11 protein-coding genes are annotated in these 15173 nt (G+C 74.8%); 8 read left to right on the plus strand and 3 right to left on the minus strand.

Going from position 1 to position 15173, the window contains the following annotated elements; translation table 11 throughout:
• Positions 1-189: 189 nt before the first annotated feature.
• From ACIRRH_RS03895 to ACIRRH_RS03910, 4 genes are all read left to right on the plus strand, one after another.
• Positions 190-1167: a ribose-phosphate diphosphokinase gene (locus tag ACIRRH_RS03895; RefSeq protein WP_403061342.1), complete on the plus strand. Its 978-nt coding sequence runs from the start codon at positions 190-192 to the stop codon at positions 1165-1167.
• 279 nt (positions 1168-1446) lie between these two features.
• Positions 1447-2040 (plus strand): 50S ribosomal protein L25/general stress protein Ctc, encoded by a 594-nt coding sequence (locus tag ACIRRH_RS03900; RefSeq protein ID WP_403061345.1) that lies wholly within the window; start codon positions 1447-1449, stop codon positions 2038-2040.
• A gap of 146 nt (positions 2041-2186) precedes the next feature.
• Positions 2187-2765, plus strand: coding sequence for an aminoacyl-tRNA hydrolase (pth, locus tag ACIRRH_RS03905; RefSeq protein ID WP_224281799.1), 579 nt, complete (start codon positions 2187-2189; stop codon positions 2763-2765).
• Positions 2766-2901: 136 nt separating this feature from the next.
• Positions 2902-3216 (plus strand): hypothetical protein, encoded by a 315-nt coding sequence (locus tag ACIRRH_RS03910; RefSeq protein ID WP_403061349.1) that lies wholly within the window; start codon positions 2902-2904, stop codon positions 3214-3216.
• A gap of 71 nt (positions 3217-3287) precedes the next feature.
• Here ACIRRH_RS03910 and ppc read toward each other — a convergent pair whose 3' ends face one another.
• Positions 3288-6086 carry a phosphoenolpyruvate carboxylase gene (ppc, locus tag ACIRRH_RS03915; RefSeq protein ID WP_403061352.1) on the minus strand — a complete coding sequence of 933 codons (2799 nt, stop codon included), beginning with the start codon at positions 6084-6086 and terminating at the stop codon, positions 3288-3290.
• A 259-nt stretch (positions 6087-6345) separates the two neighbouring features.
• Between ppc and ACIRRH_RS03920 the strand changes: the two genes are divergently transcribed.
• On the plus strand, positions 6346-7614 hold the full coding sequence (locus ACIRRH_RS03920) for a sensor histidine kinase (protein WP_403061355.1): 1269 nt from the start codon (positions 6346-6348) through the stop codon (positions 7612-7614).
• Positions 7615-7678: 64 nt separating this feature from the next.
• On the opposite strand, the gene ACIRRH_RS03925 is transcribed toward ACIRRH_RS03920, so the two are convergent.
• Together ACIRRH_RS03925 and ACIRRH_RS03930 are read right to left on the minus strand one after the other, a co-directional pair.
• Positions 7679-8206 carry an SUKH-3 domain-containing protein gene (locus ACIRRH_RS03925; protein ID WP_403062396.1) on the minus strand — a complete coding sequence of 176 codons (528 nt, stop codon included), beginning with the start codon at positions 8204-8206 and terminating at the stop codon, positions 7679-7681.
• Between the two features lie 60 nt (positions 8207-8266).
• Positions 8267-8728, minus strand: coding sequence for a YwqJ-related putative deaminase (locus ACIRRH_RS03930; protein ID WP_403061358.1), 462 nt, complete (start codon positions 8726-8728; stop codon positions 8267-8269).
• A gap of 648 nt (positions 8729-9376) precedes the next feature.
• Between ACIRRH_RS03930 and ACIRRH_RS03935 the strand changes: the two genes are divergently transcribed.
• The 3 genes from ACIRRH_RS03935 (at position 9377) to ACIRRH_RS03945 (ending at position 14821) form a co-directional block, all read left to right on the plus strand.
• Complete coding sequence (locus ACIRRH_RS03935) at positions 9377-10378, plus strand: SMI1/KNR4 family protein (RefSeq protein ID WP_403061361.1); 1002 nt, start codon at positions 9377-9379, stop codon at positions 10376-10378.
• Between the two features lie 67 nt (positions 10379-10445).
• Positions 10446-13139 (plus strand): SUKH-4 family immunity protein, encoded by a 2694-nt coding sequence (locus tag ACIRRH_RS03940; protein WP_403061364.1) that lies wholly within the window; start codon positions 10446-10448, stop codon positions 13137-13139.
• A 266-nt stretch (positions 13140-13405) separates the two neighbouring features.
• On the plus strand, positions 13406-14821 hold the full coding sequence (locus tag ACIRRH_RS03945) for a hypothetical protein (RefSeq protein ID WP_403061367.1): 1416 nt from the start codon (positions 13406-13408) through the stop codon (positions 14819-14821).
• Positions 14822-15173 lie beyond the last annotated feature (352 nt).

Consider the following 15173-nt stretch of genomic DNA (forward strand, 5'->3'; position numbering starts at 1 on the left):
GGGCCCGAGGGGCGGTCCCGGGGCGGACGGTTTCTGCGCGGGCGCGTAACCTTGGGGACATACGTGCGCCACTGGGCTTACCGCCCGTGTCCAGGCGTACCGACAATTCCCCAACCCGTGCCGCGAGCGGGCCCTGCCTGCCCGCACCGGGTCGAGGGTTCAGCGTTCGCAACGCGAGGAGACGGTGCAGTGAGCGGGATCACGACGTCGGGTGAGAAGAAGCTGAAGCTCTTCTCCGGCCGTGCCCACCCGGAACTGGCGACGGAGGTGGCCGAGGCGCTCGGGACCGAGCTGGTCCCCACCAAGGCCCTGGACTTCGCCAACGGCGAGATCTACGTCCGCTTCCTGGAGTCCGCGCGCGGTGCGGACTGCTTCGTGATGCAGAGCCACACGGCTCCCATCAACCAGTGGATCATGGAGCAGCTGATCATGATCGATGCTCTGAAGCGGGCCTCCGCCAAGAGCATCACCGCGATCCTGCCGTTCTACGGCTACGCCCGCCAGGACAAGAAGCACCTCGGCCGCGAGCCCATCTCGGCCCGCCTGGTCGCCGACCTGCTGCGCCAGGCCGGTGCCGACCGCCTGATGGCCGTGGACCTGCACACCGCGCAGATCCAGGGCTTCTTCGACGGCCCGGTGGACCACCTGTTCGCGCTGCCGCTGCTGGCCGACTACATCGGCGAGAAGGTCGACCGCTCCAAGCTGACCGTCGTCTCTCCGGACGCCGGCCGCGTGAAGGTCGCCGACCAGTGGTGCGACCGGCTGGACGCCCCGCTGGCGATCATCCACAAGCGCCGCGACATCACCCAGGCCAACACCATCCTGTCGGCCGACGTCGTCGGTGACGTCAAGGGCCGGGTCTGCGTGCTGGTCGACGACATGATCGACACCGCCGGCACCATCTGCGCCGCGGCCGACGCGCTGTTCGACAACGGCGCCGCGGACGTCGTGGTGGCGGCCACCCACGGTGTGCTCTCCGGCCCGGCCGCGGACCGGCTGAAGAACTCGCGGGTCAGCGAGTTCGTGTTCACCAACACGCTGCCCACTCCGGCCTCGCTCCAGCTGGACAAGATCACCACGCTGTCCATCGCCCCGTCGATCGCCGCCGCGATCCGCGAGGTGTTCGAGGAGGGCTCGGTCACCAGCCTCTTCGAGGGCGTGCACTGACGAAGGCCCGTGCAGGCGGCCCCGGTCCGGACGGACCGGGGCCGCCGCCGATTTCACGGGAGGCCGCCGGTGCGGTTAGACTCGTGAAACTGCTCGGCGAGGGATGCCGTGTGCCTGCTCGACGGGTGCCCGCTCCGTGATCGACGCGCTGCCGGTGCCGGATTCCCGTCCGCCGGCAGGCCGTTGCCGCCGAGTGACCCCCGAACGTACTGAGGGTGTGGTCCCGGCGGTTTTTCGCGTTGTCTGCACCCCGCGCCAGTTTCCACGAGGAGTGCAGTCGTGTCCGAGATCCGTATTGCCGCTGAGACCCGTACCGAGTTCGGCAAGGGTGCCGCCCGTCGCGCCCGCCGCGCCGGCTTCGTCCCGGGTGTCGTCTACGGCCACGGCCACGCCCCGGTTCACCTGAACCTGCCCGGCCACGACCTGATGATGGCCCTGAAGACCCCGAACGCCCTGCTGGTCGTGCCGATCGACGGCAAGGACGAGTACGTGCTGCCGAAGGCCGTCCAGCGCGAGGCCATCAAGCGCAACATCGAGCACGTCGACCTGCTGCTGGTCAAGCGCGGCGAGAAGGTCACCGTCGAGGTTCCGGTCCACACCGAGGGCGAGCTGGCCGCGGGCGGCAACCTGCTGGAGCACGTCCTGCAGGCCCTGCCGATCGAGGCCGAGGCCACCCACCTGCCCGAGGCCGTCACCGTCTCCGTCGAGGGCCTGGAGGCCGGCGCCGCCGTCCACGCCAAGGACATCGTCCTGCCGGCCGGTGTCGCCCTGGCCGTCGAGGGCGACGCCGTCGTCCTCCAGGTCATCGCCGCCCAGGCCGCCCCGGCCGAGGAGGAGGCCGCCGAGGCCGAGGCCGAGGGCACCGAGGCCTGAGCCTCTTAGCGCTGGTCGCTGAGACCGCTGCCCCGGGCGCTCCCGTCGGAGCGCCCGGGGCAGCGGCGTGTCCGGGATGATGACGTCGAGCGCGAAGGCGAGGAGCAGCACATGGGCGAGCGGATCACGGAAAGGTGCGCGGGGGCATGAGCGAGGACTACGACGGCCCCTGGCTGGTGGTGGGGCTGGGCAACCCCGGGGAGCAGTACGCCCGGAACCGGCACAACATCGGCTTCATGGTGGTGGACCTGCTGGCGCAGCGGATGGGTGCGAAGTTCAAGGCGCACAAGAGCCGGGCGCAGGTGGCCGAGGGGCGGTTGGCGGGCAGGCGGGTGGTGCTGGCCAAGCCGATGTCCTTCATGAACCTCTCCGGCGGGCCGGTGACGGCGCTGCGCGACTTCTACAAGGTGCCGGCCTCGGCGCTGATCGCGGTCCACGACGAGCTGGACATCGACTACGCGGCGCTGCGGCTGAAGCTGGGCGGCGGGGACAACGGCCACAACGGGCTGAAGTCGATCACCAAGTCGCTGGGCCCGGACTACCACCGGGTGCGCTGCGGGATCGGCCGCCCGCCCGGCCGGATGGAGGTCGCGGACTTCGTGCTGAAGGACTTCTCCGCGACCGAGCGCAAGGAACTGGAGTGGTTCGTGGACCGCTCGGCGGACGCGGTGGAGGCGCTGCTGTCCGAGGGGCTGGAGCGGGCCCAGAGCACGTACAACTCCTGACCGCTCGTCAGGGCCGTGTGTGGGGTACGCAACAGTCGTACAACGCTTGCCCGTCCAAACCTGAATCGGTGTGAGAACCCTGTGCGGGATCGGATACCGTCGGCCCGGTACGCGAACGAGCCTTGGGGAGTTCTCGATGCGGAGATTGCGTCCGGTCCGCCGGGTGGCCGGGCTGAAGCGGCTCGGACGGCGGGTCTGTGCGGCCGGTGCGCTGGGGGCGGCCGGGGTCCTGCTGTCGAGCGGTGCGGTGGCGCACGCCGAACCGGTCGCGGAGTCCGAGCCGGAGGTCTCCCCGGAGCCGGCGGCGGCACAGTTCGCCCCGGTGCTCGGCGACTCGATGGGCCCCGACGCGGGGCTGCTGGCGGTCGGCGGCGGTCTGGTGGTGGCGGCCGGCGGCGCGGCGCTGTGGCTGAAGCGCAGGCGCGCGGGCGAGGGCGAGGGCGCGGAGTAGGAACCTCACGGCGAGGGGCCGGTGTCCCGAGGACGGGACACCGGCCCCTCGGCCGTTCTCGGGTCCGGCCGTCAGCCGGTGTTGCGCAGGCCGGCGGCGATGCCGTTGACCGTCAGCAGCAGCGCGCGGGCGCGCAGCGGGTCGTCCTGGCGCCCGGCCGAGAGCTCCTCGCGCTGGCGGCGCAGCAGCGCGACCTGGAGGTAGGAGATCGGGTCGAGGTAGGCGTCGCGGACGGCGAAGGTCTGCTTCAACACCGGGTTGTGCTCCAGCAGTTCGCTCTCGCCGGTGAGCCGGAGCACCTCGCGCAGGGTGAGGGCGTGCTCGGCCTTGATCTGGTCGAAGACGTGGTGCAGCTCGCCGGGCACCAGCTGCTCGACGTAGTGGCGGGCGATCCGCAGGTCGGTCTTGGCCAGCGTCATGGCGACGTTGGACAGGAAGTTGCGGAAGAAGTGCCACTCGCCGTACATCTCGTCCAGCACGTCGCGCAGGCCCGCCGCGCGGGCGGCGGCGAGGCCGGATCCGACGCCGTACCAGCCGGGGACGATCTGCCGGGACTGGGTCCAGCCGAACACCCACGGGATGGCCCGCAGGCCGTCCAGGCCGGCGCCGGAGTCGGGGCGGCGGGACGGGCGGGAGCCCAGGTGCAGCGAGGCTAGCTGGTCGACCGGGGTGGAGGCGAAGAAGTACTTCGGCAGGTCCTCCTGCTCGACCAGGGTGCGGTAGGCGGTGTGGGCGGCCTCGGAGACCTGGTCCATCGCGGCGTCCCAGCGGGCCAGCGACTCGGGGGCCTGGCGCGGGGCGGTGTGCAGCGCGGAGGCGGAGAGCGTGGCGGAGAGGGTCAGCTCCAGGTTCTCCCGGGCCAGCGAGGGGAGCAGGTACTTGTCGGAGATGACCTCGCCCTGCTCGGTGACCTTGATCTCGCCCTCCAGGGTGCCCCAGGGCTGGGCCAGGATGGCCTCGTGCGAGGGGCCGCCGCCGCGGCCGACGGTGCCGCCGCGGCCGTGGAACAGGCGCAGCCGGATGCCGTAGCGGTGGGCGACGTCGCGAAGCCGGCGCTGGGCGCGGTGGATCTCCCACTGGGAGGTGGTGATGCCGCCGAACTTGGAGGAGTCGGAGTAGCCGAGCATGACCTCCTGGACGTCGCCGCGCAGCGAGACGAGCAGGCGGTAGGACGGGTCGGAGAGCATCTCGTCGAGGATGCGGTCGGCCTGCTGGAGTTCGTCGGTGGTCTCCAGCAGCGGCACGATGCCGATCTTGGCGATGCCGGCGTGCAGGTCGATCAGGCCGGCCTCGCGGGCCAGCACGGTGGCGGCGAAGACGTCGTCGGCGCCCTGGCACATGGAGATGATGTAGCTCTCGACGATCTCGTCGCCGAAGCGCTCGAAGCCCTGGCGGATGGTGTTGAACACGCCGAGGGTCTTGGTGCCGGCCTCGTCCAGCGGGGCCGGGGTGGGGGCGAGCGGGCGGCGCGAGCGGAGCTCCTTGGCGAGCAGCTTCTGCCGGTACTCGCGGGGCATGTCGGCGTAGCGCCAGGCCTCCTCGCCGAGCCGGTCGAAGAGCTGGCCGAGGGCGTGGTGGTGGGCCTCGGCGTGCTCGCGCACGTCCATGGTGGCGAGCTGGAGGCCGAAGGCCTCGACGGTGCGGATGGCGCGGGCGAGGCGGCCGTCGGCGATGAGCTCGCCGCGGTGGGAGCGCAGTGAGTCCTGGATCAGCCGCAGGTCGGCGATCAGCTCGCGGGTGCCGAGGTAGTCGCGGCCCTCGATGTGCGGGGTGCCGCCGGCCAGCCGCTCGCGGGTGTTCTCCAGCTTGAGCCGGATGCAGGTGGCCTTGAGGCGGTAGGGCTCCTCGGCGTTCATCCGCTTGTAGCGCGGGCTGAGTTCGGGGAGCAGGTGCAGGTCGGTGTTGAGCGAGGCGAGCAGCTCGACCGAGGCGCCGGCCAGCCGCTCGGAGGTGGAGAGCGTGTTGCGCAGGTCGTCGATCGCGGCGAGCGCGTCCTTGATGCCGTACTCGTGCTGGAGGTTGAGGACGTCCCAGGTGACCTGCGGGGTGACGTTGGGGTTGCCGTCGCGGTCGCCGCCGATCCAGGTGCCGAAGGTGAGCGGCCGCACGCCGTCGGGCAGGCTCAGGCCGACCCGGGCGAGCTCCTCGTGCAGCTCCTCCAGGACCTCGGGGACGGCCTCGCGGTAGAGCTCGTCCAGGTAGTAGACGGCGTTGCGGGCCTCGTCGGTGGGCTCGGGGCGGGCGATGCGCAGCTCGTCGGTCTGCCAGAGCAGGTCGATGACCTCGGCCAGACGGCGGTCGGCGGAGCGCTTGGCGCTGCTGGTCCGGGCCTGGTCGGCGGCGGCCAGGCCGGAGGTGACCTCGTCGCGGTGGATGCGGTCGAGGAGTTCGCCGATCCGGCGCAGCTTGTTGAGGACGCTGCGGCGGGCGGCCTCGGTGGGGTGCGCGGTGAAGACCGGGCGGACCGCCAGGTGGGCGAGGGTGTCCTGGAGGTGCTTGGTGTCGGCCTCGGCGAGCTGGTCGGCGGTCTGCGCGAGCAGCGAGCCCTCCCGGGCGCGGCGGGTGGCGAACTCGCGGCCGCGGTGCACCTGCTCGGTGACGTTGGCGAGGTGGAAGTAGGTGGAGAACGCCCGGACCAGCTTGGCGGCGGTGTCCAGGTCGATGTCGGAGAGGAGTTCGGCGGTGGCCTCGCCGTCGGTGCGGCTCAACAGGCGGACCTGTTCGACCAGGCCCAGCAGCTGGGGGCCCTCCTGGCGGACCAGCGTCTCGCCGAGCAGGTCGCCGAGGCGGCGGATGTCCGCACGCAACGCGGCATTGTCGGCGACGACGGGCGTGGGGCTGTCCGCCGGGTTGGGGACCGGAGCGGTCACGGCTGGCTCCCTGTGGTGGTGGGGTTCGGCAACGGCTCATCGTCACAGGTCCACACGCGTGTGGCGGGTGTGACGCGTGCGGACCGCGCTGTCCGACGCGACCAGCATAGGTCTCGGGGCGGGCGCTGTCCGCGAGGTGGCCGGATGGCGGACAAGGCTGCCGAAAACCACCTATGGTCTGGACCACTTGGCGGCTTCGTGGAGTGCTCCGGGCAATCCCGGTGGGGAGGGGAGGGGGTTGCCGCTTACGCTGTGGGGCATGAGCAAGTCGCCTGGGGAGCGCATGCCGGTCCGTTCGTTCTGGTGGTGGAAGCGGCCGCGCAGCGCTTTCCTGGACATCGGGCTGGCGCTGCTCGCCGCGGTGGAGTGCGCGGTCAGCACGATCGCCTTCCTCTCCTCCCGGATCCACGTCAGCACCGCGGGAGCGGTCGGGATAGCCGTGCTCGGCACACTGGCCGGCGGCTCGCTGGTGGTGCGCCGGCGCTGGCCGGCCGTCCCGGTGCTGGTGACGCTGCTGGTGATGCCCGGGATGCTGGGCGTGGTGCTGCTGGTGGTGGCGCTGTACACGCTGGCATCGACCTGGGAGTGGCCCCTGAGGCGGCGCCGGGTGGTGGCGCTGTCCGCACTGGCCTTCGCCGAGGCGGCCGCCGTGATGGCGGTGTCGCTGATGACGCCCGGGGACGCGCCGGTGGACCCGCCGCCGCTGTGGGGTCAGATCCTGCTGTCGCTGCTGGTGTCGGTCGGGCTGACCGTCGCCCCGGTGGTGACCGGACTGTACGTCGGTGCGCGGCGGCGGCTGATCGATTCGCTCAAGGACCGCGCGCACGGCCTGGAGACCGAGCTGGACCTGCTGGCCGAGCAGGCGCAGGAACGCGCCCGCCGGGCCCGGCTGGAGGAGCGCACCCGGATCGCCCGGGAGATGCACGACGTGGTGGCGCACCGGGTGTCGCTGATGGTGGTGCACGCCGGGGCGCTGGAGCGGATCGCCGGCAAGGACCCGGACAAGGCGGCGCAGAGCGCCAAGCTGATGGGCGAGGTGGGCCGGCAGGCGCTGAACGAACTGCGCGAGATCCTCGGGGTGCTGCGGATGGACGACGAGCGGCAGCCGGAGCCCGACTCGCTGGCCGGGCTGCCGCGGCTGGTGGACCAGTCCCGGGCGGCCGGGATGGCGGTGACGCTGACGGTCAGCGGCAGCCGGCAGGAGTTCACCGGCGAGGCCGAGCAGACCGCCTACCGGGTCGTCCAGGAGGGCCTGACCAACGCGCACAAGCACGCCGGCGGCGCCCAGGTGTCCGTCCTGCTCTCCTACGCGCCGAACGGGGTGCGGGTGGCCGTGGTGAACGCCTGCCCGGGCGGCGAGAGGGGCGCGGCGAAGCTGCCCAGCGGGGGCAACGGGCTGGTCGGGATGCGGGAGCGGGTGATCGCGCTGGGCGGCACCTTCTCCTCCGGGCCGGAGGCGGACGGCGGGTTCCGGATCGAGGCGGTGCTGCCGTCCCGGCTGGCGGTGCGGGCCGAGCGGCTGCGCTGAGGCGGGCCCGGCGATTCGTGCCGGACCGGCACGCGGGAGTGGCCGGACAGCCCCTGAGCGGCCCTCAGTACTCCTCGGCGGTGCGCAGCCGCTCCGGGGCGGTGCCCAGGACCAGGGTGGAGATCGCCTGGTCGATGCCCTGGCCGAGGAACCACTCGCCGGTGTGGTCCAGGCTGAAGACCCGGCCCTCCTCGTCGACGGCCAGCAGCGCCTGCCCGTACGCCTCCTCGCCGAGCGGGGCCAGCCGGGTACCCAGCGCCCGGCCGAGGTCGAGCAGGGTGCGCGGCTGGTGCAGACCGCACAGCGGGTCGATCAGGAACGGGGTGCGGGCCAGCTGGCGGCCCGGGCCGGACAGGTCGAAGGCGAGGCCGCCGAACTCGGCCCAGGCCTCCACCGCCGCCGGGAACACCGCGTGCCGTGCGCCGGCGGGCGCGCCGTACCCGGCCAGGGTGTCGGCCCACTCCTCGGCCTGCCGGATCTGCCAGCGGCCGGGGTGCCAGCCGGCCGCCTTGAGCTCGGCGGCGACGTCGGCCGGGAAGCGCGGGCGGGTCCGGGCGCCGGCGGGGGAGAGGGTGGCCGGTGCGGGCGGGATGGGCGGGTTCAGGGCGGGCTCCAGGGCTGGGGGACGGGGGACGTGCCGGCGCTCGGCCGGTCAGCGCGCGGGCGGCCCGACGGCGACGCTGCGCACGGTGAAGTGCTCCAGCATCGGAGCGCAGGAGCGGCACGGCGGGGCGTGGCTGCCGTGCGCCGGGTCGCCCTCCTCGCGGATGCGCACGGTCGTCATCCGGGAGCCCTTGAGCGCCTTGCGGGCCTCGTGCAGGGTCATCGGCTTGCGGGCGGCGCGCTTGGAACGCCTGCCGTCGACCGCGGCCAGGTACTGGGAGAGCAGGACGGCCTCCGGGCAGCGGCCGGTGAACCGCTCGCGGGCCTCCGTCGGCAGGGTGTCCAGGAAGTCGGCGACCAGGTGGTGCAGCACCGGGCGGCGCGCGTCCTTGTCGCCCGCCAGGGTGTGCACCTCGCCGCCCTTGAGCGACAGCGCGGCGGCGACGGCGGGCAGCAGGCTGTCGCGGTGGTGGCGCAGCACGGGCGGGCCCGCCGGCTCACCGGTGGTCATCCGTCGTCCTCCTCCTCGTAACCCGGCGTCGGCCGGGGTGGCCGGGCCGATCCGGGGCAAGCCTGTCAAACGACACCGACAACCGCACAACCGGGGTGCGGCGGCCGCCGGCGCCGCGACGGACCGGCCGGGAGGCCATCCGATGCCGACCGGATGCGCACGTTCTCGTCACGACTTGTCCGCTGATCTGCCGAAACGGCCCCCGGTGCGCGGCCGGTACCGTTCCGGCAGCGGGCCGACGGGCTGCGGCCGACCGTGCGGGCAGCCGTCGGCGGGCCCGACTCCGGTGCCGGCGTCGGACGTTGAGGCCGGTGGGGAGGGCCTGCCGCCCGCTGCGACGAGCTGCCGGGCGGGCCGGACGGGCCCGCCCTGCCCCGGACCGCACCCGGCACCGGAGTGCACTGTCCGTCCGGCGCCGGTCCACCGGCAACCCGCGTTCCGTCACCTCGGCCATCGTGAGGGGGAGTTCCCGGTCGCCGGGCGGGCGGTTGTGACCCCGGGGGTGCTCCCGGGCGGGGGCCGGGGCGCGGACCGGTACCGGGAGCCGCCCTCGGCCCCCCGTCCGCCTGGCGGACGGGGGGTTGAAGGCAGGCCCTAGGCTGGTGCCCAGCAAGCACCGTATTTGCAGCAGCCAGTGGGGGCTCCCAGATGACGACAGGTCGGCCCGGCGTCGCCGCCGCACCGAACGCGGCGTACGCAGGTCAGGTGGTGCAGTTCCCGGACCCGGTCCGCGCGGAGCGGCACCCCGCCGGGGTCAGGGTGGACGAGTACGGCTTCCCGGACTTCGGCCCGTACGCCGCCGCCGCGGCCGAGGTGGCCGACCCGCCGGAGGGCTTCGGCGTGGACGAGCTGCGGCTGACCGACTACGTCTCGGCCAACGCCGCGCTCTACACCCAGGGCCACCCGCTCTGGGCCGACCTCTCGACCGCCGTCGCCACCCCGCCCGGCTGGACCTGGCACCACGCGGTCGGCCGGGCCGCCCCCGGCTGGCGGCGGATGGAGCTCGTCCCGGTCGAGGTCAAGGCGCTGCTGCGGCACCACGGCGGCCTGGCCATCTCCCGGGCCGACCACACCCGCCGCGGCACCCGCCCCCTGCAGGAGCGCCGGCCGGTGCACTTCTCGCTGGCCAAGGACGGCGGCGACCCGATCGGCGTCCCCGAGGACCTGGTCCAGCGCGCCGAGGAGCGCCTCGGCTACCGGCTGCCCGACGCCTACCGCACCTTCCTCAAGCTGGGCGGCGGCCGCGCCCCGGTCGGCGTGGCGCTGGACACCGAGCTCGGACTGCTGCTCGACCAGCCGTTCCTGACGCTCAGCGAGGAGTACGGCACCGAGGACGTCGTGTACGCCAACAAGTGCCTGCGCGACCACCTCACCAAGGACTACCTGGGCATCGCCTACGCGCAGGGCGGCCTGGTCGCGCTCAAGGTGCGCGGCGAGCGGGCCGGTTCGGTCTGGTTCCACCTCCACGACGACGCCCGCGACACCGGCGCCCCGGAGGCCCCGGAGGACCGCTGCGCCCGGCTGCTGCTGCCCTGCGGCGAGGACTTCGACGCCTTCCTGCTGCGGCTGGCGGGCAGCCCGCCGGAGCTGGAGACGGTCGCGGAGCTGATGGTGGACGGCGGGTTCGCCCGGGCCGTCCCGGTGGGCTGAGGCACGTGGTCGCGATGGTGTCGGTGGAACGGGGGACGAAGAGGATGCGGACAGGGGTGAACCGGGCGTGGTGACGTACGCGCAGGCGCAGGAGCTCGCCGAGGAGTGGATCAACGGCGGGGTGCCGCGCTCGCAGCAGCGCGAGGTGCGGGTCCGGGAGTTCGACCTGGGCTTCGTCTGCTGGGCGGTGGCGCCCGCGGGCGCGGCCGACGGCACGGGCGGTGCGGGCGGCGGCTCGGGGGAGGCGCGGCTGGTGATCGCCCGGGACTCGGGCGCCAGCACGCTGTGGCCCGCGCTGCCCGTCAACGAGGTGGTCCGACAGTACGAGGAGGTCTACGGGCGGCCGGTGGCGGCCAACCCGGCCGGGGCGGCGAAGCCCTCGCCCGGGCCCGTGGAGGCGACCTCCTTCCTGCTCAGCCCGCCGCAGTGGCTCCAGGAGGCGGGGGCCGCGGCGATCGCGGCGGAGGCGGAGCGGCTCGGGACGGCACCGGCCGGCCCGCAGGGGGCCGCTGCCGGGGCCCCGGCTGCCGCTGCTGCCGCACCCGTGGAGGAGCCGCCCGCGCCGGCGCCGCGGCCCGCGCCCGCAGCGCTGACCGAGCCGCCGGTCTCCGACCGGCCCGCCGGGGACGCGCCGACCATGCTCGCGCCGCCGCCCGGGCACGAGGAGCCGGCCGTCGCTCCGCGACCCTCGCAGCCGCAGCCGCAGCCGCAGCCGCAGCCGCAGCCGCAGCCGCAGGCCGCGGCGCCGGTCGCGCCCGTCGCGCCGCCCGTTGCGCCGGTCCAGCCGCCGGCCGGGGCCGTCCTGATGCCCGAGGGGCTGCGGACCACCGGCTCGGACCTGCCCGAGCCTGCCGCGCCGGCGGGTGCCGAGGCCGCGACCATGCTGATGCCGCCGGCGAGCGGCGGCTACGGCATGCCCCCGGTCCCGCCGTCCGCCGCGCGGCCGCAGGGGGCGCAGCCCCCGGTTGCCGAGCCGCCCGCCGCCGCGCCGGCCCCGGCACCCGCTCCGTCCGCCGAGCCGGCTCCCACCCTGCTCGCCTCGCCGGACGCCATGCCCGGACTGATGGGCCTGCCCGGAGCCCCGGCCGCCCCGCCCGCCGGCGGTGCGCCGGTGGAGCACGCGCCGACCATGCTGGCCCCGCCCGGCGGTCTGCCCGGCCTCGCCGGTCTGCCCGGTGCTCCGGTCCCCGGTGCTCCGGCACCCGGCGCCCCGGCACCCGGTGTGCCGGAGGGAGCCGTGCCGCAGGGCGGGCTCGGCCGGGGCGCGGCCTCGGCCCCGCCGCCGCCCCCGCCGGCCGCGCTGCGCAGCGGCCCTGCCGGTTCCCCCGGTGCGGGTGCCGCCCCCGCCGGGCTGGGGCGCAACGCGGGTTCGGCCCCGCCGCCGCCCCCGCCCGCCGAGCTGAAGCACACCCCGGGCGCCGGCACGCCCGCCGCCGGCCCCGGCGGCCGCGGCGCCGGCTCCGCCCCGCCGCCCCCGCCCCCGGCGGGTCTGCGCGGCGGTGAGGCCCCGGCGCCCCCGCAGGGCGCGCCGACCGCCGGCCCGCCCGCGTCCGGGGCGGCGTACGAGGCGACCCAGCTCGCGGGCGCGATCGACCCGGCGCTGCTGAGCGGCCCGGCGGACCCGGGCACCCCGCCGTCCGGCGGCCCTGCCGTCCCGCCGCCCGGCGGCCCGGCGACCCCCGCCGCGCCCGCGGCCGGCTACGGCTACCCGAACGCGGGCGGCGCCGCCGGGGTCGTCCCGCCGGCGGCGGTGCCCGGCTCGCCGCAGCCCGCGCCGGTGCCCCCGGGCGTGCCCGCGGTCGGTCCGGGGTACTTCGCCGCGCTCAGCTACCGGGGCCCGGACGGCTCGGAGCAGAAGCTGCTGCACCGCAGCGAGCCCGGCACCCCGCACCCGGAGTGGAAGATCCTCCAGGACCTGCGCCGGCTCAACGTGCCGCCGGAGCAGGTGCTGGAGCTCTACACCGAGCTGGAGTCGTGCGACCTGCCGGGCGGCTACTGCAACCGCATGATCGCCGCGTCCTGGCCGAACGTCCGGCTCACCCACACCGCCCCCTACGGCCGCGACCACGCATCCCGGCAGGCCGGGATGGCCGAGCTGCTCGACCACCTGGACGAGCTGCACCAGCTGGCCTCCGGCGCCCAGCGGGTCCGCCCCTTCCGGGTGCCGCTGCCCGCGCCGGGAACGGTCCAGGCGCTGCCGCCGCTCCCGCCGCAGCAGCTCGCCCAGGAGATCGGCGCCGCCTTCGGGCAGAACCTGTTCCGCTACGAGCAGCGCGCCGTCTCCCGCCAGGGCGTGCCCGAGCCGGTGTCCCAGACCCTGATGTGGGCCGGGCTGCCGCGCGACTTCGGGCCGTTCTTCTGGGCGCAGGCGCAGGAGGGCCGTCCGATCCCGACGCTCGCCGAGCTGGCCGCCGAGCGCGGCCTCGCCGCGGGCCCGGACTTCGGCGGCTACCTGGTGCTGGGCAACGACTACGGCCGCCAGCTGTGCGTCCAGTACGGCACCGCGCACGTGGTGGCCGTGGACATCGAGGGAACCGGCCAGCCGCCCCGGTTCGTCAACAGCGGTGTACCGGAGTTCGTCCGCTCGCTGGCCCTGCTGGGCCGGATGTGGCGGCTGCGGTACGGGCTGACGCCGGACCAGGCCGGTCGCTGGACGACCGACTTCCAGGCCCAGCTCGCCGCGATCGACCCGGCGGCCCTGCAGAACGCGGACACCTGGTGGGCCGTGCTGCTGGAGCAGTTCTGGGACGGCCTGCTGTAGCGGGCCGTCGCCGATCCTCGCAGGTGGGGAGGGGTCGTTCCGGTGTCCGGAACGACCCCTCCGGCACGTCGCCGCAGCTGTGCCTCGTTGGGGTTTCGCCCGGATCTGCGCAAAATAGGTCAAGAGGGTGGGTCCATTCGACCAGTCCTCGACACAATCCGGTCCGTACGACGGCGGAATCCGGCCCCGGGCTCCGAACCGGTTCCGGATCCGTCCGTTCCGTCCGATCATGGGCTCCGCAGCCCGCGAAACGAGGGGAAGAGCCCATGAGCGACGCCGTCCCCCAGTACGGCTTCACCCAGGCCCGCCGTGGCTACGCGCCCGAGCAGGTCGACCGAGCCCTTGCCGCCCTCACCGCGCAGCGTGACGAGGCGTGGGAGCGGCTGAGCGTCCTGGGAGCCGGCATCCGGCAGATGGAGGCCCGGCTGGCCGACATCCGCCGGACCGCCGAGGAGGCCCCGGAGCCCGACTACCAGGTGCTCAGCGAGCAGGCCGCAGGACTGGCCGCGATGGCCGAGAACGAGGCGCGCGCCGTCCGTGAGAAGGCCGAGCGCTTCGCCGAGGACCTGCGGGACGAGGTCTACGAGGCCGGGCAGGCCGCCGCCCGCGCTGCCGCGGAGTACGGCACCACGACCCGCGCCGACGCCGACGCGGCCGTCCGCCGCACCGAGGAGCGGACCCGCGCCGAGGCCGAGGGCATCCGGGCCGACGCCGACCGGGAGAGCCGTTCCGTCCGGGACACCGCCACCGCCTACGCCGCCAAGGTGCGGGTGGCCGCCGCCGAGGCCAGCGAGCAGGCCGAGGCCGAGCTGGCCGCCCGGCGCCGCAAGGCCGACGAGACCTTCGCCGCCGCCCAGGCCAAGGCCGACGCCGAGGACACCGAGGTCTCGGCGACCGCCGAGCGCCGGGTCAAGGAGGCGGAGCAGAAGCGGGAGACCGTGCTGAACCGGATCAAGCAGCTGGAGGCGGACGCCCAGGCCAAGGCCGACCAGATGGTCGAGCAGGCCCGCCGGGAGGCCGAGAAGATCAACGCGGCGAGCGAGGGCGAGCAGCGCGAGTTCGACACCCGGCTGGAGACGGTGCAGCAGCACCTGGACCACATCAAGGCCACGCTGGCCTCGCTCACCGGGGCGGCGGTCGGTCAGATCGAGCCCGAGGTGGCGGCAGCCGCTGCCGCCGCGGTCGCGGCCTCCCAGGCCTCCGCCGAGGTTGCTGCGGTCCCCGCTCCGCAGGACGCGGTCGAGGACGCGGTCGAGGACGCCGTCGCCGACGCCGCGCCGGTGGACTCGGAGGCGGACACCGGGGAGATTCCGGTGGCGAACCTGCGCAAGGCCCTGGCCCCCGCGGCTCTCGCCGGGGACAAGGGCACCGTCCAGGAGAAGTCGGCGACCGTGCTGCGGACGCCGGTGGTCGGCGGCAGCGCCGCGAAGGCCATCGGCGGCCTTGTGGTGGCCGGCCCGGTGCCGCCGAAGCCGGCCTCGCCGCCCGCCGAGGAGATGCTCGACGGGAAGGCGGTCGACGGGAAGGCCGCTGCCGGGAAGGCGGTCGACGGGAAGGCCGCTGCCGGGAAGGGCGCCGAGGGGCGGTCGGAGGAGGAGACCCGGATCGTCCCGAAGATCGTCATCGTGGACGACGGCAGCGACTACGCGACCCCCCACACGGTGAGCTACCGCCGCCGCTGACCGGCCGGCCCGCCCGCCCTCGCGTCGCGAAGGCCCCTGGAAACCACCGGGTTTCCAGGGGCCTTCGCCGTGCCGGGCGGGCCGTGCCGGCCGGAGTGGGGCCGGGGGAACGGGCGGCGGCTGTCCGGGACAGGAGGGCGGCCGGCGGGGTAAGCCCCCGGGAGCGAAAGAGGCCGAGACCCGTGGCGCCCTCCAGGAAAGGGCGCCACGGTTCCCGGCGCTTGGGCGGGCGCCCCCACCCAGGGCCGCCCGGCCTCGCACCTCCGACCCCCATCGGGGGTGCGACAGTGCCCCCACAGCCATCCCCCACGGTTGGGTGCGGCGGGCACGTTCACCATGGTGCGCGATCTCC

This window comes from Kitasatospora sp. NPDC101235 (assembly GCF_044767505.1).
In the GTDB taxonomy this organism is placed as follows: Bacteria; Actinomycetota; Actinomycetes; order Streptomycetales; family Streptomycetaceae; genus Kitasatospora.